This window comes from Janthinobacterium sp. NKUCC08_JDC (genome assembly GCF_019345575.1).
In the GTDB taxonomy this organism is placed as follows: domain Bacteria; phylum Pseudomonadota; class Gammaproteobacteria; order Burkholderiales; family Burkholderiaceae_D; genus Janthinobacterium; species Janthinobacterium aestuarii.
The window spans coordinates 305285-327892 of record NZ_JAHKQW010000006.1; the positions used below are offsets into that span (position 1 = coordinate 305285).

A 22608-nucleotide genomic window follows, 5' to 3' on the forward strand; every position below is an offset into this window, starting at 1 on the left:
ATGTCCGCCACGACCTCGCCAGGCAGCGCCAAGCACGATAGTCCAGTGGGATCGTCCGCGCCTGCCCTGGCCCGCCCCTGGTACGGGCTGTTCTCGCGTGGCGCGCGCGACTGGCTCCGCCACAACCAGAAAGTGCGCGACGCCGTGCAGGCGTACTTGCCCGAACTGATCGCCACGCCTGACCTGATCGGCGGGCCGCAGCAGCGCACGGTGCAAGTACCCATGCACCTGCTCGAACATGCGCGTTTCCGCCTGGCGCCCGCGCGCAACAGCGTGGGCGCGGGCCAGGGTGGCGGCCAGCCCGGCGATATCCTGCGCGCAGCCCGTCCCGCCACCACGGGCGAGGCCGGAACGCAAGGCGAAGGCGGCGATGGCGAGGGAGCCGTGCGCCTGCTGCTCGAGTTTGCCATTGACGATATACTCGACTGGCTATGGGACGCTTTCGAGCTGCCGCACCTGAAACCGCGCCACCTGGGCGCTATCGACGACGTACGGCTCGTGCGTAGCGGCCTGGACCGACATGGCGCCCGTTCGCGGCTGGACCGGCGGCGCACCGTCAAGGAAGCGATCAAGCGGCGCGCCCTGCAAGCGCAACCCGTGCCTTTCACCAATGACGACTTGCGCTACCGCCAGGTACTGCAACAGCCACGGCCCAGCACGAATGCCGTCGTGTTTTTCGTGCTGGACGTATCGGCCAGCATGGCGCAGGCCGAGCGCAAGCTGGCCAAATCCTTCTTTTTCTTTGCCTTGCAGGGCTTGCGCCGCAGATATGCGCGCGTGGAAGCGCGCTTTATCGCGCATACAACGCGGGCCTGGGAATTTTCCGAAGCCGAGTTCTTCCAGGTCAATGGCATGGGCGGCACCATGGCGTCCACCGCCTTTCGCCTGAGCCGCGAATTGCTGCAGGAACACTACGCGCCGGGACGCTACAACGCCTACCTGTTCTATGCATCCGATGGCGAGAATTTTAGCGAAGACCGGGGAGCGGCCAGCCTGGCCCTCGGTGAACTGGCCGCCTTGCTCAACTATATGGGCTATGTGGAAACCGTGCCCGGCGTGCCGCGCAGCCTGGAAACGGAAATGCACAGCTTGTTTGCCGAGCAGGAACGGCGCGGCTTGCCCTTGCATAGCAGCATTCTCAGCAGGAATGACGATATCTGGGCGGCCATCCGCACTTTTTTCCAGCACGAGGCGGCCGATACGGAGGAAACGGCATGACGCCTGACACAGCCAACCTGGATGGCTACGCGGCGCGCATCGAAGCGCTGGCGCGGGAACTGGGACTGGAGTTTGCGCCGGTCGAGTTCGAGCTGGTACCGGACAGCTTCATGGCCGAGATCGCCATCTATGGCTTGCCCGTGCGCATGCGCCACTGGTCGTTCGGCGTGCGCTACATCCACCAGCTCGTGCATCAAAAGATGGGCAACTCGCATATGTTCGAAGTCATGTTTCCCGGCGATCCTTGCCATGCCTACATGGCCGAGCACAATTCCGTGGCCGAAAACACCCTCGTCACGGCCCATGTGCTGGGCCACGCCGACTTCGCCAGCCGCAATGCCCTGTTCCTGCGTTTCGGCGCCATGGCGGGCCAGCACATCCTGGAACAAAGCGCGGCGCGGGCGCAGCGTCTCGAAATGGCGCTGCAGCGGCACGGACAGGAGCAGGTGGAAGCCGTGCTCGACGCGGCACTGGCGCTGGAGCAGCACGTGGACATCCATGCCGAGCTGCACCGCCCGCCCTATGGCGCGCTATCCGGGCCAGCCGGTGTCGCTGGCACGCAAGACAGGGCTGGCGCAGACGATCGTTTTGCGGATCCTTTTGCGCGGCGTTACCAGCGCTTGCCCGGTGAAGCAGCGGCGCTGGCGGCGCACGAGGCGGCGCGGGCACGGCTGGCGCAGCGCCCGCTCGTACCGCCGCAGCCCGAATACGATTTACTCTGGTTCATTGCGCAATATGGGCCGGAATTGGCTAACTGGGAACGCGACATTTTCCTGGCCGTGCGCGAAGAGTCGTTTTACTTTTATCCCGTGTACGCCTGCCAAATCATGAACGAAGGCTGGGCCTCTTACTGGCATGCGCGGCTGCTGCGCGAAGCCGACTTCCTGCCGCCGGCCCTGTACCTGTCCGCCATCAAGTCGCACTCGGACGTGGTGCGCCCTTACGCGGGCGAGCACCAGCAGGCGCTGGCCGTCAACCCCTATCACCTGGGTTTTTGCATGTGGGAACACATCATCGAGCGCCAAGGACTGGCGCGGGCGCGCCAGATTTGCCGCGACGACGACGACTGCAGTTTTATTCGCAACTATCTGGATGGGGAACTGGCTGACCGCCTGGGCCTGTTCGTGCACGAAAGCCACCGCGATGGCGAGACGCGAATGGCCAGCCGCGATTTGCTGGCCATCCGCGAAGCCATCCTGGCACCCAAATACAACTATGGCGCGCCATGCATCGCCGCCACCCTGCTCAACGACGACGGCAGCCTGGTACTGCGCCACGATCACCAGCGCGACGGGCGCGGCCTCGACCTGGAGCGGGCGGAACAGGTGCTGGCCTACATCGCCCGCGTCTGGCGCCGTCCCGTCACCTTGCATACGTCCGATTTCCGCGGTACACCCCGGGTTCTGCGCAGCAAGATCGATGGCGTACCGGAACCTCCCGCGTCGCCTGCGTCAACAATGCCGGCAGCGCCGCCTGCGCAACACTGAACACTGAACGCTGAACGGCAGGCGGTCTGGCGGATATTGGAGTGTACCCGGCAGACTTGTAGCACACGCTTGGCAAGCTTGCCATTCAAGCCCGTTCAGCCTGCTCCACATACCAAGCAATGGTCTGCCGCAAGCCTTGCGCCAGGTTGTGCGTGGGGACATAGCCGAGCAGGCGGGCCGCCTTGGCGATGTCCGCCTGCGAATGGCGCACGTCGCCGGCGCGAAATTCGCCATAGTGCGGCGCCAGCGGCACGTGCTGCGGGCGGGCCGCAAGCAGCATTTGCTGCATGGCGGCGTGCAGCTGCGTCAGGCTGGTGCGGGCGTTGACGGCCACGTTGTAGACCTGGTTGACGGCTGCCGGGTCGGTGCCGGTGGCGGCAAGGATATTGGCTTGCACGGCATTGTGCACGAAGCAGAAGTCGCGGCTGGTGGCGCCGTCGCCATGGATGTGCACGGCCTGCTTGTCCAGCATGGCGGCGATCCAGCGGGGAATGACGGCCGCATAAGCGCCCAGCGGATCCTGGCGCGGACCGAAGACATTGAAATAGCGCAGCCCCACCGTCTGCATGGCGTAGCAGCGCGCGTACACTTGCGCATACAACTCGTTGACATATTTGCTCAAGGCATACGGCGACAGCGGCGCGCCGATGTGCTGTTCCACTTTCGGCAGGGCTGGATGGTCGCCATACGTGGCGCTCGAGGCCGCATATACGAAGCGCCGCACGCCCGCGTCGCGCGCGGCGGCCAGCATGTTCAGGAAGCCGCTGACATTGACGGCGTGGCACAGCAGCGGGTCTTCCAGCGAACGCGAGACGGAACCGAGCGCCGCCTGGTGCAGCACAAAATCGACGGCGGCGACGGGGCCGCCCGCACCGGCACGGCCGCGCTCGGCCAAGCTGCCGCTGCTGACGCCGCCGCCAGCGGTCGTATCTGTACCTGCGTCTGCCTCACCATCACCACTGCAGGTGGCCTGCACCGGTGCAGGCGCGCCGCACGCGCGCGCGCATGCCTGCGGGTCGCGGATATCGCCTTCGATGAAGGTGAAGCGCTGCCACGCCTGCTCGCCCACGCTGGCGCGCACCTGTTCCAGGTTGTGGCGGTGGCCCGTCATGAAGTTGTCGAGGCCGCGCACTTCCTGTCCCAGCTTCAGCAAGGTTTCCAGCAGGTGCGAACCGATGAAGCCGGCCACGCCCGTCACCAGCCAGCGCCGAGGTTCCTTGCTCAGTTGTTCGCAGGCTTGCGCATAGGCGCCGGCAGCAGGATCGCCAGCGGAGGCGCTTCGCGCCGCGTTTGCGGCCCGATCAAAGGTGTCGGCCGCCATCACAGCCGCCACACATGCAGGCCGCCGTCTTCCAACGGACGGGGGTCGAAATGCGATTTGATATCGATGAAACAGCCGTTTTCCAGCACCTTGGCCTGGAAATCGGCCAGCGGACGGGCCAGCAAGGCCTGGTGCGAGACGGCGCTGATGATGGCCTCGGCCTGCGGCAGCTGTTCCCAGCTTTCCAGCAATAAACCGTATTCTTCCAGCGCTTCGCGGCCATCGGCGACGGGGTCGTGCACGTGCACCTGCACGCCGTACGATTGCAGTTCGTGGATCATGTCGACCACTTTCGAGTTGCGCAGGTCCGGGCAATTTTCCTTGAAGGTCAGGCCCAGCACGTTCACGTGCGAGCCTTTCAATTTGAAGCCGGCCCGCACCATTTCCTTGATGGTCTTTTCCGCCACGAACTTGGCCATGCCGTCGTTGATGCGGCGCCCGGCCAGGATCACGTGCGGGTGGTAGCCCAGCATTTCCGCCTTGTGCGTCAAATAGTATGGGTCGACGCCGATGCAGTGGCCGCCCACCAGGCCGGGCCGGAACGGCAGGAAATTCCATTTCGTGCCCGCCGCCTGCAGCACTTCCAGGGTGTCGATGCCGATGCGGTCGAAGATGATGGCCAGTTCGTTCATCAGCGCGATGTTCAGGTCGCGCTGCGTGTTTTCGATCACCTTGGCCGCCTCGGCCACCTTGATGCTCGACGCCCGGTGCACGCCAGCCTCGACCACGCCTTCGTACAGGGCGGCCACTTGGTCCAGGGTGGCGTCGTCGTCGCCCGAGACCACCTTGCGGATGCTGTGCAGGGTATGGTCCTTGTCGCCGGGGTTGATGCGCTCGGGTGAAAAACCCACATGAAAGTCTTCCTTCCAGCGCAGGCCCGAATGCTGTTCGAGGATGGGGATGCAGATTTCCTCGGTGGCGCCCGGATACACGGTGGACTCGTAGATGACGATGGCGCCGCGCCGCATGTGCCGTCCGACGGCCGCGCTGGCGCCGGCCAGGGCCGAGAAATCGGGATTGTGCGCGCTGTCGACGGGCGTGGGCACGGCCACGACGATGAAATCGGCCAGTTCCAGCTCGGCCGGATCGCAGCCGACGCTCAGCCATTGCGCCGCGCGCAGCTGTTCCGTGCTCACTTCACCGGTCGGGTCGACATGGCTGCGGTAGCTTTCCACCTTGCGTGCCGACAAGTCAAAGCCGATCGTGCGCTGGCGCATGCCAAACGCCACGGCCAACTGCAAGCCCACATAGCCGAGCCCCACCACGGCCACCACGCCGCCCTTGCCAATCACCTTGCTATTCGCGTTGCTATCCACCTTGCTATCCATATGCATGTGCTCCGAATGGTTGCGGCACGAGCATCGCCGTCCGGGAAATTCTACGGTTGCCAATCGGGCCATTCTTGAGCGGGAACAAGAAACACGGGCCGGCGGCCAGCATGCGCGCGGACAATCAGCGGCTTGTTGAGCGCAATCAAGGAGTCCGGCGGCCATCTTTTTAAGCTAGGCCATGCCCATCGCCCATCGCGAATCGGCTAATCGTCCACGCACGCCGCTACCGGAGATTTCCATGGCCTTTACCCTGCCCCGCCCTTTCCCTGGCCTGCCGGCCGTTGCGCTGTGCTGTACTTTGCTGCTGCCCCTGCTGACGGCTTGCCACGGCACGCAGAGCAGCGAAAGCCTGCTGGCCGACGCACAGCAGTACCGCCAGAAAGGCGAAGCGCGGGCCGCCATCATCCAGTTGAAGAACCTGCTGCAAAAGGAGCCGGACAACGCGGCTGCCCGCTTGCTGCTGGGCAGCATCTATATCGACACGGGCGAAGCGCTGTCTGCCGAGAAGGAATTGCGCAAGGCAAAGTCGCTGGGCCTGGCGCAGCAGCAAGTGATGCCTCTGCTGGGCAAGGCCTGGCTGATGCTGGGCCAGTTCGACAAGGTACTGGCCGAGATCGCCGACGATGCGGCGCAGCCCGCCAGCGTGCTGGCCCTGCGCGGCGATGCCTTGCTGGCCCTGGGCCGCCAGGACGAGGCGCACGCCCTGTACTCGCGCCTGCTCGAAGCCCATCCCGACCAGGTCGAGGCATTGCTGGGCCTGGCGCGCCTGTCGGCGCTCGACCACCAGGTGCCGGCGGCCGAGCTGCTGCTGGCGCAAGCCTTGAAAAACGCGCCCGCCAACCTCGACGCCTTGCGCCTGCAGGGCGACCTGCTGCGCCTGCAAGGCAAGAACGCGGCGGCGCGGCTCGCCTACATGCAGATCCTCAAGATCAAACCGGACAATACCCAGGCGCACATCGACCTGGCCAACCTCGATATCGTGGAAAACCGCTACGCGGAAGCGTCGGCCCAGCTGGCCACGGCGCGCAAGACAGCGCCCAACAGCCTCGGTTTGCTGCAAGCCCAGGCGCTGCTCGATTTTCGCCAGGGCAAGCACAAGGCGGCCCTGCAAGCCTTGCAGCTGGTGCTCAAGGCGGCGCCCGACCACATGCCGTCCATCCTGCTGGCCGGGGCCGTGCAGCTGGCGCTCGGCTCGCCACCGCAGGCGGAAAACTATTTGCGGCGCTTCCTGGCCGTGTATCCCAGGCATCTGTATGCCGTCAAGATGATGGCGTCGATCGAATTAATGCGTGGCAAGACCGACGCCGCCATCGATTTGCTGCAACCGATGCTGGCCGCCTTCCCGGAAGACGTGGAATTGCTGTCGCTGGCCGGCGAAGCCCACTTGCGCGCGCGCCGCTACGACAAGGCGACCGCGTATTTCGAACAGGCCAGTACTTTGGCGCCGGACACGGCCAAGCTGCATGCGGCCCTGGGCATCAGCCGCCTGGGCATGGGAGAGAACAGCCGCGCCATCAATGAACTGGAACGCGCCAGCATGCTCGACAAGAGCACGCCGCAAGCGGGCACCATGCTGGTGATGACCTTGCTGCGCAACAAGCAGAACGACAAGGCGCTGGCCAGCGTCAAGATGATGGAAGAGCAGCAGAAAGGCACGAATCCTTTGCTGCTGAACCTGAAAGGCGGCGTCTACCTGGCCTTGCGCGATTTACCGGCCGCGCGCGCCAGTTTCGAGCAAGCGCTGAGCATGGACCCCGTCTACCTGCCCGCCTTGAACAACCTGGCGCAGATCGACCTGGCCGAGAAAAAGCCGGAGCAGGCAAAACAGCGCTTCGAGAAGGCGCTGGCGAAAGCGCCGAAAAATGCCGACCTGTGCGCGGCGCTGGCCAAGCTGGCCGCGTCGCAGGGCAAGACGGAAGAGGCGCGGCGCTGGCTCGAGCGGGGCCACCGCGACAATCCCGATGCCGTCGCGCCAGCCCTGCTGCTCAGTAACTTCTACCTGAAGACGGGCGCGCCCGACAAGGCGCTGGAACTGGCGCGCACCTTGCAAACGGGCCATCCGGGCGACGCCGATGCGCTGGCCTTGCGCGCCCAGGTGGAATACAGCGCCGGCCTGGCGCCGGCAGCGCTCGACAGCTACAACAAGCTGGCCAGCATACAGACCACGTCCGCGCCCTTGCAGATGCGCATCGCCAGCCTGCATCTGGCGCTGGGCGACCACCAGAATGCGCTGCAAGCCGTCAAGCGGGCGCAAGTGATTGACCCGACCCTGCTCGAAGCGCGCGTCGTCGAAGTGGCACTGCTGCTGAACCTGAACCGCCAGCGCGAGGCGCTGGCCGTGGCGCGGCAAGTGCAGGAACAGCAGCCGAAGCTGGCGGCTGGCTACAAGCTCGAGGGCGACGTGCTGATGGAGCAAAAGCTGCCGCAGCAAGCCGTCAAGCTGTACCAGCACGCCTTCGGCATCAGCCCCATCGGCCCGTTGCAGGTGCAGCTGTACCGCGCCTTGCAGGCTTCCGGGCAAGAGCGCGAAGCCGATGCGCGCATGGTCACCTGGCTGAAGGAGCATCCGGAAGACTTGCCGACGCGCACCTACCTGGCGGGCACCCGGCTGGCGGCCAAGCAATACCGCGCCGCCATCGAGCACTTCCAGTATGTCGTCGCCAAGGACACGGATAACGTGGTGGCGCTGAACGACCTGGCGTGGGCGTATCAGCAGGAAAAAGATCCGCGCGCGCAGGCCACGGCCGAGCAGGCGCTCAAGCTGTCGCCCGGCAATCCCGCCGTGCTCGACACCCTGGGCTGGATCGTGCTGCAGCAAGGCGACGTCAAGCGCGCCACAGCCCTGCTGCGCAAGGCGGCGGAACTGGCGCCGAAGTCGCCCGAAGTGCAGTACCACCTGGGCGCTGCCCTGGCGAAATCGGGCGACAAGGGCGGCGCGCGCAAGCAGCTGGAACAACTGCTTGCCGCCAACAAGGACTTTCCACAGCGGGCCGAGGCGCAGGCCTTGCTGACCCAGCTGTAAGCCATGGCTGTGCACGCTGCCATGCCCGGCCTGGCAGCGCGGCCGCTGGCCCTGCTGGCGGGCGCGGCCTGCATGCTGGCCTTGCGCCACTATCCGCTGGGCCACGGCTGGCCCGGCCTGCTGTTTGCCGCCCTGCTGCCCGCATATTTCCTGCTGCTGTGCTGGCGTCCCGCCTGCTGGCTGTTCTGCGTGCCCGCCCTGCTGCCCGTGCTGGACCTGGCGCCGTGGACGGGCTGGTTCTTCCTCGAAGAAATCGACGTGCTACTGTTGCTGACCGTGGCCTGCGGCTATTGGCGCCTGGGCGGACCGGGCCACCCGGCAGCGGCGCGGCTTTCTCCGGCCGCCCGCGCCTGTTTGCTGCTGTGCAGCCTGGCCTGGCTGGCGGCGCTGCTGCGCGGCGTCCTGCCGCTGGCGCCGCTCGACCTGAATGCCTGGGATAACTACCTGAGTCCCTACAACAGTTTGCGGCTGGGCAAGGCATGGGCCTGGAGCATGCTGCTGTTGCCGCTGCTGCTGCGCGACGCGGACCCTGCCACCTTGCGCCGCTACGCGCTGCCGGGCATGCTGGCCGGACTGGCCATGGTGTCGCTGTTCGCGCTATGGGAACGGACCGTGTTTCCCGGCCTGTCGAACCTGTCGAGCGACTACCGCATCACGGCGCCGTTTTCCGCCATGCATACGGGTGGCGCCGCGCTGGACGGCTACCTGGCCCTGAGCCTGCCGTTTGCCGCGCTGTGGCTGGCGCGCGCCAGCAGCCGCTGGCAGGCGGTGCTGGCCATGCTGCTGCTGGCCCTGGCCCTGCACGCGGCATTCATGACTTTTTCACGGGGCTTGTACGCGGCCCTGGCCGCGGCCATGCTGCTGGGATTCTGGCAAACCCTGCGGACGGCGCCCGGCGCGGCGCGGCGCGTCCCTTCACAGTCGCCCAGGCGCGGCGTGTTGCTGAGGCTGCTGCTGGCCGGCCTGGGCACCGTCCTGCTCGTGTACATGTTCAGCCTGGCCGGCTACCGGGGCTTGCTGGCCGCCGTCGTCGTGCTCGCGGCCAGCTTCGTGCTGGCCGCGCGGCCCTTGCCGTGGCGCCTGGCGCCTGCCAGCGTGCTGTGCGCGCTGTGCCTGCAAGGCTTGCTGGCCGCCATGCTGCTGGTGGGCGCGCTGTGGCCCGGTAGTGCCGGAGGCAAGGCTGGCAAGGGATCCGCCAGGCTGGGACTGGCGATGATGGCGTGGACCATGCTGGCGTGCAATCTTGCCTGGATAGGCTGGCATTGGGCGGGACCGCAGGCCCTGCTGCCGGCTGGCCTGGTCGTGCTGCTGGCCATGCTGATGCTGTGCAACGGACGCCTGCGTCCGCCGCTGTGGCGGCTGGACCGGGCCAGCCTCAGCATCGCGGGCGCGGCCGGCATCCTGCTGCTGCTGGCCATACCCGTGTCGGCCAGCTATTACGCCACAGAACGTTTCGCCACCACGGCCTTCGACATGCAAGGCCGCTTGCGCCATTGGCGGCAGGCGCTGGCCATGCAGCCGTCCGACTGGGGCGACCGCCTGTTCGGCATGGGTAGCGGCAGCTTTCCCGCCACGTATTACTGGCACAATCCCCAGCGCGAGGTGCCAGCCAGCATCGCGTATGCGGACGAAGAGGGAAACCGGTATGTGCGCCTGGCCAGTCCCGGCTACAGCGCCGGCTATGGCGAGCTGCTGCGGCTGCTGCAGCGCCTGCCCGTGCAGCCCGCCACGCGCTACACTTTGGCGCTCGACGTGCGACGCACGGGACCCATGCCCGTGCTGCTGGTGCGCCTGTGCCAGCGGCAATTGCTGTACGCACAAGGCTGCGTGAACGTTCCGCTGCGCCTGCGCCCGCCGCCGCCTGGCAACCCGCTGGAGGGATGGCAGCACTATGAAGTGCCGTTCGATAGCGCCTGGCTGGGCGCCGGTGCCTGGCTGCTGCGTCCGCCCGTGCAGCTGGAACTGGCGGCCAGCGGCACGGCCACCTCGTCGGTGCTCGAAGTCGACAATCTGAGCTTGCGCGCGCCGGGCGGCGAGGAACTGATCGCCAACGGGGGCTTTACGCAAACCAACAATTACTGGTTTTTCAGCAGCGACCACCACCACTTGCCATGGCATATCAAGAGCATGGCCTTGCATTTACTGATAGAAACGGGCTGGTGCGGCGCCCTGTCCATGCTGGCCCTGCTGGTTCTGGCCGGCCAACGCCTGCTGCGCCAGGCCGCGCGCGGCGATGCAGGCGCGCTGGCCTGCGCCGCCGCCCTGCTGGGTTTTCTCGTCGTCGGCCTGTTCGACAGCCTGCTCGACGTGCCGCGCATCGCCCTGCTGTGCTACCTGATGCTGCTGTGCGCGCTGCTGCAGCCCGTGCCACCTCCTCACGTTGAAAGTGCGCCGCCATGAAAGCCCTGCCGTTTACATGCTTGTCCGCCCTCGTGTTTTGCCTGGCCTTGGCCAGCGCGCCGTGCCGCGCCGATGCGCCGCTGGCGCAAACCATCGCGCGCATCAAACCATCGATCGTCGGCGTGGGCAACCTGCAAAAAACGCGCACGCCGCCGATGAATTTCATCGGCACGGGTTTCGTGACCGGTGACGGCCTGAGCGTGCTCACTTGCGCCCATGTGATCCAGAAACTGCTCGACACCAATCCGAACGAGGTCATCGGCATACTCACGGGCCAGGGCGACGTAACGCAATTTCGACCCGCCAAGGTCCAGGCGCTGGACACGGAACACGACCTGGCCTTGTTGCGCCTGTCGGGCGCGCCCCTGCCCGCCCTGGCGCTGGGCGACGCGGCCACGGTGCGCGAAGGCCAGGCCATGGCCTTTACGGGATTTCCGCTGGGTACCTTGCTCGGGCTGCGCCACGTGACGCACCGCGCCACCGTGTCATCGCTGACACCGGTGGTCATGCCCAGCGAAAACGCCCAGCGCCTCGACGTCCGGCGCCTGGCGCAGCTGCAAAAGGCGCCGTACACCGTGTTCCAGCTGGACGCGACGGCGTATCCGGGCAGCAGCGGCAGTCCCTTGTTCGATCCCGAGACCGGTCTCGTCTACGGCATCGTCAACATGGTGTACGTCAAGGGCCTCAAAGAGGCCGCCATCAGCGCGCCCAGCGGCATCACGTACGCGATTCCGGGCAGCCACATGCAGGCGATCTTGCTGAAGAATAAATGAATCGTCAGTTGCGCCCCTGCCTCAGCCGGCCGGTAATACCGGGCTCATCCCATGTCGGAAAAAAAAAGGGGTAAAACGACCGTTCACCCCCATGCTGTTCCATCAGGCCACCGAATTTACGGATCTGGGCCCCCATGTAATCGAGGTCCAGCCGTAGCAGCACGGCCGGCGCCCCCACGCGCGTGCACTCGCGCTCGCCGCCGAAGTCCTGGAAACCCAGCATGCGCTTGTAAAACACCACATGGCGCGGGTTGACTTCGATCACGTAATCCGTAAAGCCGTGAATATTGTGAGCATAGATATAAGAAATATGAATCAGCGCCGCAAACACGCGCTTGCTCACGCCCTTGTCGATGGCCAGGCGCGACGGTTCGCACAGGCGCCGGCCCTGCGCGCGCAGGACGTCGAGCTTGTCGCGGAAGTTTTCATCGGCGGGCAAGCCCGTCTCGTCGTTATCGAGGCACAAGGTCATGGTGCCGACGGTGGTGCCGGCCGTTTCCGCAAACAGCGTGATTTTATTCAGCGCATGCGCCGTGCAAGGATCGACGGCATAGCCGCGCCAGCCGTACATCTTGCGGATCAGCAAACTGGCCGCTTCGCGCCGGCCACGCGAATTGGCCATGCGGATATGAAAGCGCTGCAGGTCGAGCTCATGCTCCATGGCCGGGTCGATCTGCCCCTCGCCCACCACCAGATCACTGAAGTTGCCTGGCGTGTCGAAGGAAATTATGGGTTCATCTTCAAAGCTCATCTTGTCCTCACGTTCATCGGCAGCCGTCGAGACGGACTGAAGCCAATGCCTTGTGACAAGAGAAAAACTGGAGAAGTTCCCAGCAATAGCTAAAAAAACAGAAGAAATTTGCCTTTGGATAGCAAAATAACACGATGAAATTTGTCTATAAGTACAAAATGGCAAATATAATTGCTGTTTTGATATTGACGAGCTTGCTGTTAAAAAAAGCTTTCCGGTATCAATAACACATCGCCCGGCCGCATCATGACGTTGGCGGAAATATCGCCTTCCTTCAGCAAATCGTCGAGCCGCACCCGCAGCTGCTGCTGGTTGCCTTCGCGCACGCGGATGATGCTGGCCTTGTTGCCGGCCGCGAAATCGGTGATGCCGCCCACCGCGATGAGCACGTCCATCAGCGACATGCCCAGCCGGTACGGCAGCGCCTGCGGCTTGGCCGCCTCGCCGATGACGCGGATCTGCTCGCCATACGGCCCCGAGAAGTTGGTGACGATGACCGTCACCACGGGCTGCTGGATGAACTTGCTCAAGGCTTGCTCGATGTCGCGCGCCAGCTGGGTCGATGTCTTGCCGCTGGCGGGCAAATCCTCGACCAGCGGCGTGGTGATCTTGCCGTCCGGCCGCACGGCCACCGTCAGCGACACTTCCGGATTGCGCCAGACGATGATGTTGACGGAGTCGCCCGGGCCGATCAGGTAATCGTGCATGGGGGCGCTGTCGTCGGACGGCGCCAGCGGATGGCGCGTGCGGCAGGCGCCCAGCAGGCTGGCGGCGCCCGCCAGGACCAGCGTGTTGCAGACAAATGCACGGCGAAATGGATTCATGCGGAGCCTCTTCGAGTCGATGCGCGTCCATGGCCGGCCCCGCAGAACCAGCCTGGGCCGCGAACTTCCTATGATTATTAAAACCCGGCAAGTGAACCTTGAGGCGTATCAAGAAGCAATCATCTTGGGAAATCTTGCTCCACAGCCGCCCTATACTTTGCTTACTCAACAAGCAAGTATTTCTTGCAAGACGCCGTCGTTGTCCGCGCCGCCAACCCATCTACCGGGCAGCACCGTTACCTGAAGGAAGCGACATGGAAGAATTGATACAGCAACTGCTTTCCGGCTTGAAAGGCATCTGGAAGTACCGTTGGCATGCGGTGCTGGTGGCGTGGCTGGTGGCCATCGGTGGCTTCATCAAGGTGATCACCCTGCCCGACGATTACCAGACGTCGGCGCGCGTGTTTGTCGATACGCAAACCATCCTCAAGCCGCTGATGGCCGGCATGACCAGCGTGCCGAACACGGAACAGCAGGTGGCCATCATGAGCCGCACCCTGCTCAGCCGCCCGAATGTGGAGCGCGTCATGCGCATGGTCGACCTCGACCTGGACTCGAAGACCGTGCGCGAGCACGAAGCCCAGCTGGACAACTTGATGAGCCGCATCAAGATCACTGGCACCAACGCGTATGACATCTACACCATCAGCTACAGCGGGCGCGACCCCAAGCTCGTGCGCGACGTCGTGCAAAGCCTGCTGACCATCTTTGTCGAAGGCAGTTTCCAGGGAAAGAAAGGCGATTCCCAGAAGGCGGTGCAGTTCATCGACGAGCAGATCAAGAATTACGAGGACAAGCTGAGCGCGGCGGAAAACCTGGTGAAGGAATTCAAGATCCGCAACAACCTGCTGCTGCCGCGCCAGGGCATCGACTATGGCAGCCAGCTGCTGATGTCGTCCGATAGCCTGAACAATGCCAAACTGGAACTGGTCGAGGCGGAACAGGCACGCAAGGCCATCCAGAGCCAGATCGAGGGCGACGAGCCCGTGCTCGACCTGGAGCCAAGCGCGTCGGCCATCACGAATCCCGAGCTCGACGAGCGCATCGCCTCGATCAACAAGAACCTCGACAGCCTGCGCATGCAATTTACCGAACTGCATCCCGACATCATCGCCTCGAAGCGCCTGGTGGCCCAGCTGGAAGAACGCAAGATCGAGGAAAACAAGCTGAAAGCGGCGTCCGGCGACCCGGGCAAGAACTACAGCCCCATGCTGCAGCAGCTGAAGGTGGCGCTGACGGATGCGGACGCCAAGGTGGCCGCCATCCGCGCCCGCGTGCAGGAATACAGCGCGCGCAACGAGCGCCTGCTGGCGCAAAGCAATGCCGTGCCCGAGGTGGAATCGCAGCTGGCGCAGCTCAACCGCGACTACATCATCAACAAGGAGAACTATGAAAAGCTGATCGGCCGGCGCGAAGCGGCCAAGCTGTCGGGCGAACTCAGTTCCACCACCGACATGATGGCCTTCAAGATCATCGACCCGCCCACGGTGCAATATGCGCCCGTCGGCCCGAACCGCCCGCTGCTGTTCAGCGCGGCGCTGGGCGCGGCCCTGGTGGCCGGCGTCGCCACGGCATTGCTCATCAGCCAGGTGCGCCCCACCTTCCTCAGCCCCTCCGAACTGCGCGATGCCACAGGCTTGAACGTGCTGGGCACGGTATCGATGAACTGGACGCCGCTGCAGCAGGTACGCCGCCGCCGCGCCCGCTATGGCTTCGGCGCCTGCCTGGGCAGCCTGTTCGTCCTGTACGGCGGGGTCATGACGGCCGCGCTGCTGAAATTCTAGATCCAAGGGAGCGACGATGAGCAGCAAGGACAGCGGCAAGCACGAACCCACGATCCTCGGCGTGGCCGAGGCCAGCGTGCCTTATACGGTGAACGGTACGGATGGCGCGGACGCAAGCCGGTCGCCCCGTTACCGGCCCCTGAACCTGGCCCGGCTGGCCGAGCAAGGCATGCTCACGCACGATGGCGGGCGCAGCGCCGTGGCCGAGGATTTCCGCATCATCAAGCGCCCGCTGCTGCGCCAGGCGCGCGCCAGCGGCAGCGACGCCATCCGCCACGGCAACCTGATCGTCGTCACCAGCGCCATGCCGGGCGAAGGCAAGACCTACTGCGCCGTCAACCTGGCCATGAGCATCGCCATGGAACTCGATATCACGGTACTGCTGGTCGATGCCGACGTGGCGCGCCCGTCCGTGCTGAAAGTGCTGGGCCTGCCGCCGGAGCCGGGGCTGATGGACGTGCTGCTGGACCCGCAACTGGCCATGGCCGACGTGATCCTGAAAACCAACGTGGCCAATCTGAGCCTCCTGCCCGCCGGGCGCAGCAACAAGCACGCGACGGAATTGCTGGCCAGCCGCGCCATGAGCCGCTTGCTGGCCGAGATCGCCAGCCGCTATGGCGACCGCATCGTCGTCTTCGATTCGCCGCCCCTGCTGATCACCAGCGAAGCGCACGCGCTGGTGGGGCAGATGGGGCAAGTGGTGATGGTGGTCGAAGCGGAAACGACGACTCAGCACGCCGTCAAGGAGGCGCTGCGCCAGATCGAGTCGTGCGAACACATTCATTTGATCTACAACAAGACCAAATCGTTCCCCGGCAACGACTACTACGGCTATGGCCATTACGATTAGCCGCCGGGGCTCGCTACCGCTGCTGCCCTTGCTGTCGCTGCTGCTGCCCGTGCCGGCCAGTGCCATCGACTGGCTGGCAAAACCGTCGCTGCGCCTGCGCGAAAGCTATACGGACAATGCCTTGCGCGCACCGCCCGGCAAGGCGCAATCGGACTTCATCACGGAAATCGCGCCCGCCATCGCCCTCATCGGCACGGGACCGCGCCTGCGCGTCCACCTCGATTACAGCTGGCACAAATACCTGTCCGGACAGCGGGCCGATACCGATAACCACGAACTCCAGGCCTCGGCCGACGCCGAGCTGGTGAAGGACTGGTTCTTCATCGATGCCAACGCCAGCGTAAGCCGGCGCAACATCTCGCCGTTCGGCCCCCAATTGATCGACGACCTGCCCGACACGGACAATGCCAGCACCGTGCGCACCACCGGCATCAGCCCCTATCTGCGCCACCGTTTCCGCGGCCTGGCCACGGCCGAGCTGCGCTATACGCGCAACACGGTCGACAGCGGCGGCGACTTGCTGTCCGTGCACAGCGATGAAATGGAATTGCTGCTCAGCGGCGAGCCGCGCGGCACCGGCTGGACCTGGAACGCCAGCCACGACGTACGCCGCACGCAGGACAGCAAGCTGGCGCCCGTGCGCATGCAGCGCAGCAGCGTGGGCCTGCGCTATCCGTTCAGCAGCAAATGGTCGGCCACGGCCAGCGGCGGCATGGAAAAGGAAGGTTATATCTCGGCCAGCGGCAAGGCGCCCGAGGGCCGCTTCTGGTCGCTGGGCGGCGTGTGGACGCCGTCGCCGCGCACCAGCGTCGCCTTCAGCACGGGCAAGCACTTCTTTGGCACCACCTACAGCCTGGACGCCACGTTCCTGCAGCGCCATACCAACTGGCAACTGAACTACAGCGAAAACATCACCACCATGCCCACGCAATTTTCGCGCCTGGGCAACCGCGACGCGGGCCAATTGCTCGATCAATTGTGGCGCGGCATCTTTCCCAATGCGCGCGACCGGCGCCTGCGCATCGATGCCTTCCTGCGCTACGCCAACAGCCTGGGGCCGGAACGGGGCGCCATCAATTACTTCAGCCACCGCTATTTCCTGCAAAAGCAGCTGAAGCTGACGATGGCGCGCGCCACGGCGAAAAGCACGATGATCGCCGGCATCACGGCCGTCGACCGCACGGCGCAAACGGCCAGCGGCATCGACAGCGGCCTGCTGCCCGGCGTGGAATTCGGCAGCGAAGACCGCACGCGCCAGATCAGCGGCAATGTGGGCTGGAGCTGGCAAGCCAGTTCGCGCACCAGTGTGAATGTCAATGCCGGCTACGCCAGCGTGCGCTCGCTGAGCGTGCCCCGGCGCGACAACAACATCACCTTGACGGCCGGCTACACGCGCATCCTGCAGCCGAACATGACGGCCAGCATCGACGTGCGGCACACGCGGCACGCCAGCAACCGCGGCGGCGACTACCGCGAAAACGGCGTCAGCGCCACGCTCACCATGCAATTCTAAGGAGCCCGCATGTCCGATCCCTCTCTTGCGTCCGCCGTGCCGGCGCACCTGCTGTGCGTGGTGGCCGCGCGCCCCAACCTGATGAAGATGGCGCCCATCCTGGCCGCCCTGGCCCGCCAGGCGCCCGCCGTGCGCGTGACCTTGCTGCATACGGGCCAGCATTACGACACGGCCATGAATGGCCAGCTGTTTGCGGACCTGGATCTGCGCCCGCCCGACATCTGCCTCGACGTGGGCTCGGGCAACCACGCGCAGCAGACGGCCGAGATCATGCGCCGCTTCGACGCCGTGCTCGATGCGCATCCGCCGCTGGCGCCCGATGGCGTGCTGGTGGTGGGCGACGTCAATTCCACCTTGGCTTGCGCACTGGTGGCGGCCAAGCGCGGCATGCCCGTGATCCACGTCGAGGCGGGCTTGCGCAGCGGCGACCGGCGCATGCCCGAGGAAATCAACCGCGTGCTGACGGACCAGTTATCCAGCCTGCTGCTGACCAGCGAGGAAGGCGCGCGCGCCAACCTGCTGCGCGAAGGCATCGCCCCCGAACGCATCCATTTCACGGGCAACGTCATGATCGACAGCCTGCGGCAGCAACTGCCGCGCGCCGTGCCGCCGGCCGCCACCCTGCGCGCCCACGGCCACGCCTGCCCGCCCGCGTATGGCCTGTTGACCCTGCACCGGCCATCGAACGTGGATGCGCCGGCGCAACTGGAAGCGCTGCTGCAGGCGCTGGGGCAATTGTCGCAGCAACTGCCGCTGCTGTTTCCCATCCACCCGCGCACCCTGGCCGGCTTGCGCCTGGCGGGCCTGGAGCCGCTGCTGGCGCGCCATGCCATCGTCCGCCTGCCGCCGCTGGGCTATTTGGAAATGCTGGGCCTGATGCAGGACGCGCGCCTGGTGCTGACGGATTCGGGCGGCGTGCAGGAAGAAAGCACGGCCCTGGGCGTGCCCTGTCTGACCCTGCGCGACAATACGGAGCGGCCCGTCACCGTGAGCGATGGCACGAATACCCTGGCCGGCACGGACCCGGCCGCCATCCTGGCGCTGGCGCGGGGCATCCTGGACACGGGCGGCAAGCAGGGCCGCATTCCGCCATTGTGGGATGGCCACGCGGCTACGCGCATCGCCGCCGTCATCGCGCCCTGGCTGGCGGCGCGCCGGGGCACGCCGTGACGCCGCCGGTGATATTGCGCAACGCGCTCACCATCGACGTGGAAGATTACTTCCAGGTGTCCGCCTTCGCGCCGCACATCGCCCGCGCCGACTGGCCCCGCCAGGAATGCCGGGTCGAGGCGAATATCGAGCGCATCCTGCTGCTGCTCGACAGCCGGCGCATCCACGCCACCTTCTTTACCCTGGGCTGGATCGCCGAGCGCTATCCGGCCATGCTGCGCCGCGTGGCCGACGCCGGGCACGAAGTGGCCAGCCACGGCTATGCGCACCTGCGCGCCAGCGACCAGTCGGCCGCGCAATTCGCCGACGACGTGCGTCGCAGCAAGAGCATCCTCGAGCAATTGACGGGGCTGGCCGTGCACGGCTACCGGGCGCCAAGCTTTTCCATCGGCGCGGCCAACCTGTGGGCTTTCGACGTGCTGCAGGAAGCGGGCTACCGCTACAGTTCCAGCATCTACCCGATCCGCCACGACCACTACGGCATGCCCGATGCTCCCCGCTTCGCCTGGCGGCCACGTGGCCCGCACGGCGTGCTGGAATTGCCCGTCAGCACCGTGCGCCTGCGCGGGCGCAACTTGCCGGCCGGCGGCGGAGGCTATTTCAGATTGATGCCGTATGCACTGTCGCGCTGGCTTTTGCGACGCATCAATTCGCGCGACGGGCAAGCTGGCATATTCTATTTTCATCCCTGGGAACTCGATCCCGGCCAGCCGCGTCCGCCGGGCCTCAGCGCCAGGACGCGTTTTCGCCACTACCTGAACCTGGGGCGCATGGAAGCACGGCTGGGGCGTTTGACGGGCGACTTCGCCTGGGACCGCATGGACCGTATTTTTCTGGAAAGCACATGATGCACGAGGCCAGCCTTGCTCCCGACCCGGCACCATCGAGCGCCGCCATCGCCGTGCGGTCCCTGCAGGGGCACGAGCATGCGCGCTGGGACGCCTTTGTCGACACGTGCCCGGAAGCGACCTTCTTTCACCGGGCCGGCTGGCAAACTATCATGGAGCAAGGTTTCAAACACGACAGCCATTTCCTGTACGCGGAACAGGACGGGCGCATCGCCGGCGTGCTGCCGCTGGCCCACCTGCGCAGCCGTTTGTTCGGATCCGCCCTCGTCTCGCTGCCCTTTTGCGTGTACGGCGGCGTCGCCGGCGGCAGTTCTTCCGTGCGCCAGGCCCTCGACAGCGCCGCGCTGGCACTGGCCCGGCGTCTCGGCGTGGGCCACCTGGAATACCGCTGGCGCGAAGTGCCGGAGGAAACCTTGGATGCCTCCTGGCTGCGGAAACCCCTGTACGCGACCTTCCGCCGTCCCTTGCTTCCCGACGCGGAACAGAATCTGCTGGCGATTCCCCGCAAGCAGCGCGCCGTCGTGCGCAAGGCCATGGCGGCCGGCCTGCACAGCGCGATCGACTACGACATCAGCCGTTTCTACCCGATCTATGCGGCCAGCGTGCACCGGCTGGGCACGCCCGTCTTCGCGCGCCGCCATTTTGCCCTGCTGCGTACGGTGTTTGCTGACGCCTGCGACATCCTCACCGTCTACCACGGCCAGCAGGCGCAAGCGAGCGTGCTGCTGTTCTATTTCCGCGATGAAGTGCTGCCGTATTACGGCGGCGGCAGCGTGCTGGCGCGCAGCACGGGCGCCAACGATTTCATGTACTGGGAAGCGATGCGCCGCGCCTGCGCGCGCGGCTACCGCCTGTTCGATTTCGGCCGCAGCAAGCTGGGGACCGGGGCATACGACTTCAAGAAGAACTGGGGCTTTACGCCGCAGCCGCTGCCATATGCCTACAAACTCGTGCGCGCCAAGGCCTTGCCGGAAGTCAATCCCCTGAATCCGAAATACGCGCTGTTCATCCGCGCCTGGCGCCGCCTGCCGCTGCCGTTGGCCAACCTGCTGGGGCCGCACATCGTGCGGCAACTGGGCTAAGCAAAGGACCCACCATGCGCGAACTGCTCTTCCTCGCCCACCGCCTGCCGTATCCGCCCAACAAGGGCGACAAGATACGCTCGTGGCACATGCTGCAATATCTGAGCCGGCATTTCCGCGTGCACCTGGGCTGCTTCATCGACGATGACGACGACTGGCAACACACGAAAACCGTGGCCGCCCTGTGCGCCAGCACGCGCTTCATCGACTTGCGGCGCGGCCCAGCCCGCTGGCGCGCCATGCAGGCGCTGCTGTCGCGCCAGGCCATGAGCGTGCACTATTACCGTGATGCGCGCCTGCTGCAATGGGTCGACGGCTTGCTGTCCGGCGGCAAGGTGCGCCATGCGCTGGCGTTTTCCGGGCCCATGGCGCAATACATCGACGGCAGCGCGGGCCGCGCCCTGCACCGTGTAATCGATTTCGTCGACGTCGATTCCGACAAATGGCGCCAGTACGGCGACAGCAAGCCCTGGCCCATGTCGCAGCTGTACCGGCGCGAAGCGCAGCTGCTGCTGCAGTACGAGCGCCATATCGCCCAGCAGTTCACGGCCGCCAGCTTCGTCTCGCCGGCGGAAGCGGCCCTGTTCCGCCAGTGCGCACCGATGGCGCGGCGCAAGACGGGCTACTTCAACAACGGCGTCGACACGGCGTATTTCACGCCCATGCCGGCCCAGCCTGGCGTGTATCCGGCGGGCGTGCAGGCGCTGGTGTTTACGGGTGCCATGGATTACTGGCCGAACGTCGACGCCGTGCAATGGTTCGTGCGCCACGTCTGGCCCGCCCTGCGGCGCCAGTTTCCCCAGCTGCAGTTCTATATCGTCGGCAGCGCACCCGTGCCCGCCGTCACGGCGCTGGCGCGGGTGGCCGGCGTGGTGGTGACGGGCAAGGTGCCCGATATCCGGCCCTACCTGGCTGGCGCGGCGCTGGCCGTGGCGCCCCTGCGCATTGCCCGCGGCGTGCAAAACAAGGTGCTCGAAGCGATGGCGATGGGCAAGATCGTGCTGGCCACGCCGCAGGCGCTCGAAGGCATCGTCGCCCAGCCGGGCCTGGAACTGCTGCTGGCGCGCGATGACGCCGAATTCATCCACCATGCGGCGCGCGTGCTGCGCAATGCGCAAAGTGGCGCGGCCGAAGGGAGCGGCGCGGCCATCGGCGCGGCGGCGCGCCAGCTGGTCTTGCAGGACTACGACTGGGAGCGCAATCTGCGCGGCCTTGGCGCCATGCTGGGCCTGCCAGCCGAGGCCAATTCCGAGGCTGCCTCCAGCGGCGCCGCCTCGCCTTTGCAGCCCATGCGGGAGCCATCCACATGAGCTTGCAGCTCGACCAGCTGGCCCGCTTGCCGGATGCGGCCGTCCTGCCGCACGGTCATCCGCGGCGCCAGGCCGCGCTGGCGGCGCTGCTGCTGTCGCTGGCCGCCGTCGTGCTGCTGTACCACGCCACTTTCTGGTCGATGGTGGAACTGTGGGCCCGCTCGCAAACGTTCGCGCACGGTTTCCTGATCGTGCCCATCAGTTGCTGGCTGGCCTGGCGCCAGCGCGCCCGCCTGGCCGCGCTGGCGCCCCGGCCGTCGCGCCAGGGCTTGCTGCTGCTGGGCGTGCTGGGCCTGACATGGCTGCTGGCCGACGCCGCCAACGTGCCCGTGGTGGAACAATATGCGGCCACGGCCATGCTGCCCGCCTGCGTGCTGGCCATCCTTGGCTGGCCGGCCGTGCGCCTGCTGGCCTTTCCGCTGGCGTATCTGTTCCTCGCCGTACCGTTTGGCGAAGTCTTCATCGAGCCCCTGATCGACTTCACGGCCGCTTTCACGGTGACCGCGCTGCAATGGTCGGGGGTGCCCGTGTTTCGCGATGGCAGCAATTTTTCTCTGCCCACCGGCAACTGGTCGGTGGTGGAAGCGTGCAGCGGCTTGCGCTATCTGATCGCCGCGCTGGCCCTGGGCGCCCTGTTCGCCCATGTGAACTGCCACAGCACGCGGCGGCGCGTGGCCGTCATGGCCGCCGCCCTGCTCGTGCCCATCCTCGCCAACGGCGTGCGCGCCTACCTGATCGTGATGCTGGGCCACCTGAGCGACATGCGCCTGGCCGTCGGTGTCGACCACCTGATCTATGGCTGGCTGTTCTTCGGCCTGGTGGCGCTGCTGCTGTTCTGGCTGGCCGCGCGCTGGCGCGAATTGCCGCCGCCACGCGCCGTACCGTCAGCCCTGCCCGTGCGCCTGAGCGCCGGCGCGGCCAGCC

Annotated in this window: 17 protein-coding genes; 13 read left to right on the forward strand and 4 right to left on the reverse strand. The window is 65.8% G+C overall.

What is annotated here, in order from left to right; all coding sequences use genetic code 11:
* Entirely contained in the window at positions 1–1218 is a 1218-nt protein-coding gene (locus KO538_RS17370) for a DUF444 family protein (RefSeq protein ID WP_219329113.1), read from the forward strand.
* Entirely contained in the window at positions 1215–2705 is a 1491-nt protein-coding gene (locus KO538_RS17375; RefSeq protein WP_219329114.1) for a SpoVR family protein, read from the forward strand. The genes KO538_RS17370 and KO538_RS17375 overlap by 4 nt, the downstream gene beginning before the upstream one ends.
* Positions 2706–2790: 85 nt before the next feature.
* Here KO538_RS17375 and KO538_RS17380 read toward each other — a convergent pair whose 3' ends face one another.
* Positions 2791–4026 (reverse strand): SDR family oxidoreductase, encoded by a 1236-nt coding sequence (locus tag KO538_RS17380; RefSeq protein WP_219329115.1) that lies wholly within the window; start codon positions 4024–4026, stop codon positions 2791–2793.
* A complete protein-coding gene (locus tag KO538_RS17385; RefSeq protein ID WP_219329142.1) occupies positions 4026–5354 on the reverse strand; it encodes a nucleotide sugar dehydrogenase in 1329 nt (442 codons plus the stop codon). The genes KO538_RS17380 and KO538_RS17385 overlap by 1 nt, the downstream gene beginning before the upstream one ends.
* Positions 5355–5535: 181 nt before the next feature.
* Here KO538_RS17385 and prsT point away from each other — a divergent pair, with 181 nt between their 5' ends.
* The 3 genes from prsT to KO538_RS17400 are packed head-to-tail and all read left to right on the forward strand — an operon-like array spanning position 5536 to position 11552.
* The gene (gene prsT, locus KO538_RS17390; RefSeq protein WP_257620421.1) at positions 5536–8379 is read left to right on the forward strand and encodes an XrtA/PEP-CTERM system TPR-repeat protein PrsT; all 2844 of its coding nucleotides are present in this window, start codon (positions 5536–5538) and stop codon (positions 8377–8379) included.
* 3 nt (positions 8380–8382) lie between these two features.
* The gene (locus KO538_RS17395) at positions 8383–10779 is read left to right on the forward strand and encodes a hypothetical protein (protein ID WP_219329116.1); all 2397 of its coding nucleotides are present in this window, start codon (positions 8383–8385) and stop codon (positions 10777–10779) included.
* Positions 10776–11552: a serine protease gene (locus tag KO538_RS17400; RefSeq protein WP_219329117.1), complete on the forward strand. Its 777-nt coding sequence runs from the start codon at positions 10776–10778 to the stop codon at positions 11550–11552. The genes KO538_RS17395 and KO538_RS17400 overlap by 4 nt, the downstream gene beginning before the upstream one ends.
* A gap of 4 nt (positions 11553–11556) precedes the next feature.
* On the opposite strand, the gene KO538_RS17405 is transcribed toward KO538_RS17400, so the two are convergent.
* Positions 11557–12303 carry a long-chain N-acyl amino acid synthase gene (locus KO538_RS17405; protein ID WP_219329118.1) on the reverse strand — a complete coding sequence of 249 codons (747 nt, stop codon included), beginning with the start codon at positions 12301–12303 and terminating at the stop codon, positions 11557–11559.
* 200 nt (positions 12304–12503) lie between these two features.
* On the reverse strand, positions 12504–13127 hold the full coding sequence (locus KO538_RS17410) for an XrtA/PEP-CTERM system exopolysaccharide export protein (RefSeq protein ID WP_034748384.1): 624 nt from the start codon (positions 13125–13127) through the stop codon (positions 12504–12506).
* A gap of 254 nt (positions 13128–13381) precedes the next feature.
* Between KO538_RS17410 and KO538_RS17415 the strand changes: the two genes are divergently transcribed.
* The 8 genes from KO538_RS17415 to xrtA all read left to right on the forward strand — a co-directional run.
* Positions 13382–14911 (forward strand): XrtA system polysaccharide chain length determinant, encoded by a 1530-nt coding sequence (locus KO538_RS17415; protein WP_034748388.1) that lies wholly within the window; start codon positions 13382–13384, stop codon positions 14909–14911.
* A gap of 16 nt (positions 14912–14927) precedes the next feature.
* A complete protein-coding gene (locus KO538_RS17420; protein ID WP_219329119.1) occupies positions 14928–15761 on the forward strand; it encodes an XrtA-associated tyrosine autokinase in 834 nt (277 codons plus the stop codon).
* The gene (locus tag KO538_RS17425) at positions 15745–17274 is read left to right on the forward strand and encodes a TIGR03016 family PEP-CTERM system-associated outer membrane protein (RefSeq protein ID WP_219329120.1); all 1530 of its coding nucleotides are present in this window, start codon (positions 15745–15747) and stop codon (positions 17272–17274) included. The genes KO538_RS17420 and KO538_RS17425 overlap by 17 nt, the downstream gene beginning before the upstream one ends.
* Before the next feature lie 9 nt (positions 17275–17283).
* Positions 17284–18444 (forward strand): non-hydrolyzing UDP-N-acetylglucosamine 2-epimerase, encoded by a 1161-nt coding sequence (gene wecB / locus KO538_RS17430; RefSeq protein WP_219329121.1) that lies wholly within the window; start codon positions 17284–17286, stop codon positions 18442–18444.
* On the forward strand, positions 18441–19292 hold the full coding sequence (locus KO538_RS17435) for an XrtA system polysaccharide deacetylase (RefSeq protein WP_219329122.1): 852 nt from the start codon (positions 18441–18443) through the stop codon (positions 19290–19292). Before wecB ends, KO538_RS17435 begins: the two co-directional genes overlap by 4 nt.
* Positions 19292–20374 carry a FemAB family XrtA/PEP-CTERM system-associated protein gene (locus tag KO538_RS17440; protein ID WP_219329144.1) on the forward strand — a complete coding sequence of 361 codons (1083 nt, stop codon included), beginning with the start codon at positions 19292–19294 and terminating at the stop codon, positions 20372–20374. The genes KO538_RS17435 and KO538_RS17440 overlap by 1 nt, the downstream gene beginning before the upstream one ends.
* Before the next feature lie 14 nt (positions 20375–20388).
* Positions 20389–21684, forward strand: coding sequence for a TIGR03087 family PEP-CTERM/XrtA system glycosyltransferase (locus KO538_RS17445; protein ID WP_219329123.1), 1296 nt, complete (start codon positions 20389–20391; stop codon positions 21682–21684).
* On the forward strand, positions 21681–22608 hold a 928-nt coding region (gene xrtA, locus KO538_RS17450; RefSeq protein ID WP_219329124.1), incomplete at its 3' end, for an exosortase A. The genes KO538_RS17445 and xrtA, both read left to right, overlap by 4 nt.

What these genes read in the sequence shown, in the direction of transcription:
- KO538_RS17370 (WP_219329113.1), top strand. Translation starts at nt 1, where the DNA reads ATGTCCGCCACGACCTCGCCAGGCAGCGCCAAGCACGATAGTCCAGTG.
- KO538_RS17375 (WP_219329114.1), top strand. Translation starts at nt 1,215, where the DNA reads ATGACGCCTGACACAGCCAACCTGGATGGCTACGCGGCGCGCATCGAA.
- KO538_RS17380 (WP_219329115.1), bottom strand. Translation starts at nt 4,026, where the DNA reads ATGGCGGCCGACACCTTTGATCGGGCCGCAAACGCGGCGCGAAGCGCC.
- KO538_RS17385 (WP_219329142.1), bottom strand. Translation starts at nt 5,354, where the DNA reads ATGGATAGCAAGGTGGATAGCAACGCGAATAGCAAGGTGATTGGCAAG.
- prsT (WP_257620421.1), top strand. Translation starts at nt 5,536, where the DNA reads ATGCCCATCGCCCATCGCGAATCGGCTAATCGTCCACGCACGCCGCTA.
- KO538_RS17395 (WP_219329116.1), top strand. Translation starts at nt 8,383, where the DNA reads ATGGCTGTGCACGCTGCCATGCCCGGCCTGGCAGCGCGGCCGCTGGCC.
- KO538_RS17400 (WP_219329117.1), top strand. Translation starts at nt 10,776, where the DNA reads ATGAAAGCCCTGCCGTTTACATGCTTGTCCGCCCTCGTGTTTTGCCTG.
- KO538_RS17405 (WP_219329118.1), bottom strand. Translation starts at nt 12,303, where the DNA reads ATGAGCTTTGAAGATGAACCCATAATTTCCTTCGACACGCCAGGCAAC.
- KO538_RS17410 (WP_034748384.1), bottom strand. Translation starts at nt 13,127, where the DNA reads ATGAATCCATTTCGCCGTGCATTTGTCTGCAACACGCTGGTCCTGGCG.
- KO538_RS17415 (WP_034748388.1), top strand. Translation starts at nt 13,382, where the DNA reads ATGGAAGAATTGATACAGCAACTGCTTTCCGGCTTGAAAGGCATCTGG.
- KO538_RS17420 (WP_219329119.1), top strand. Translation starts at nt 14,928, where the DNA reads ATGAGCAGCAAGGACAGCGGCAAGCACGAACCCACGATCCTCGGCGTG.
- KO538_RS17425 (WP_219329120.1), top strand. Translation starts at nt 15,745, where the DNA reads ATGGCCATTACGATTAGCCGCCGGGGCTCGCTACCGCTGCTGCCCTTG.
- wecB (WP_219329121.1), top strand. Translation starts at nt 17,284, where the DNA reads ATGTCCGATCCCTCTCTTGCGTCCGCCGTGCCGGCGCACCTGCTGTGC.
- KO538_RS17440 (WP_219329144.1), top strand. Translation starts at nt 19,292, where the DNA reads ATGCACGAGGCCAGCCTTGCTCCCGACCCGGCACCATCGAGCGCCGCC.
- KO538_RS17445 (WP_219329123.1), top strand. Translation starts at nt 20,389, where the DNA reads ATGCGCGAACTGCTCTTCCTCGCCCACCGCCTGCCGTATCCGCCCAAC.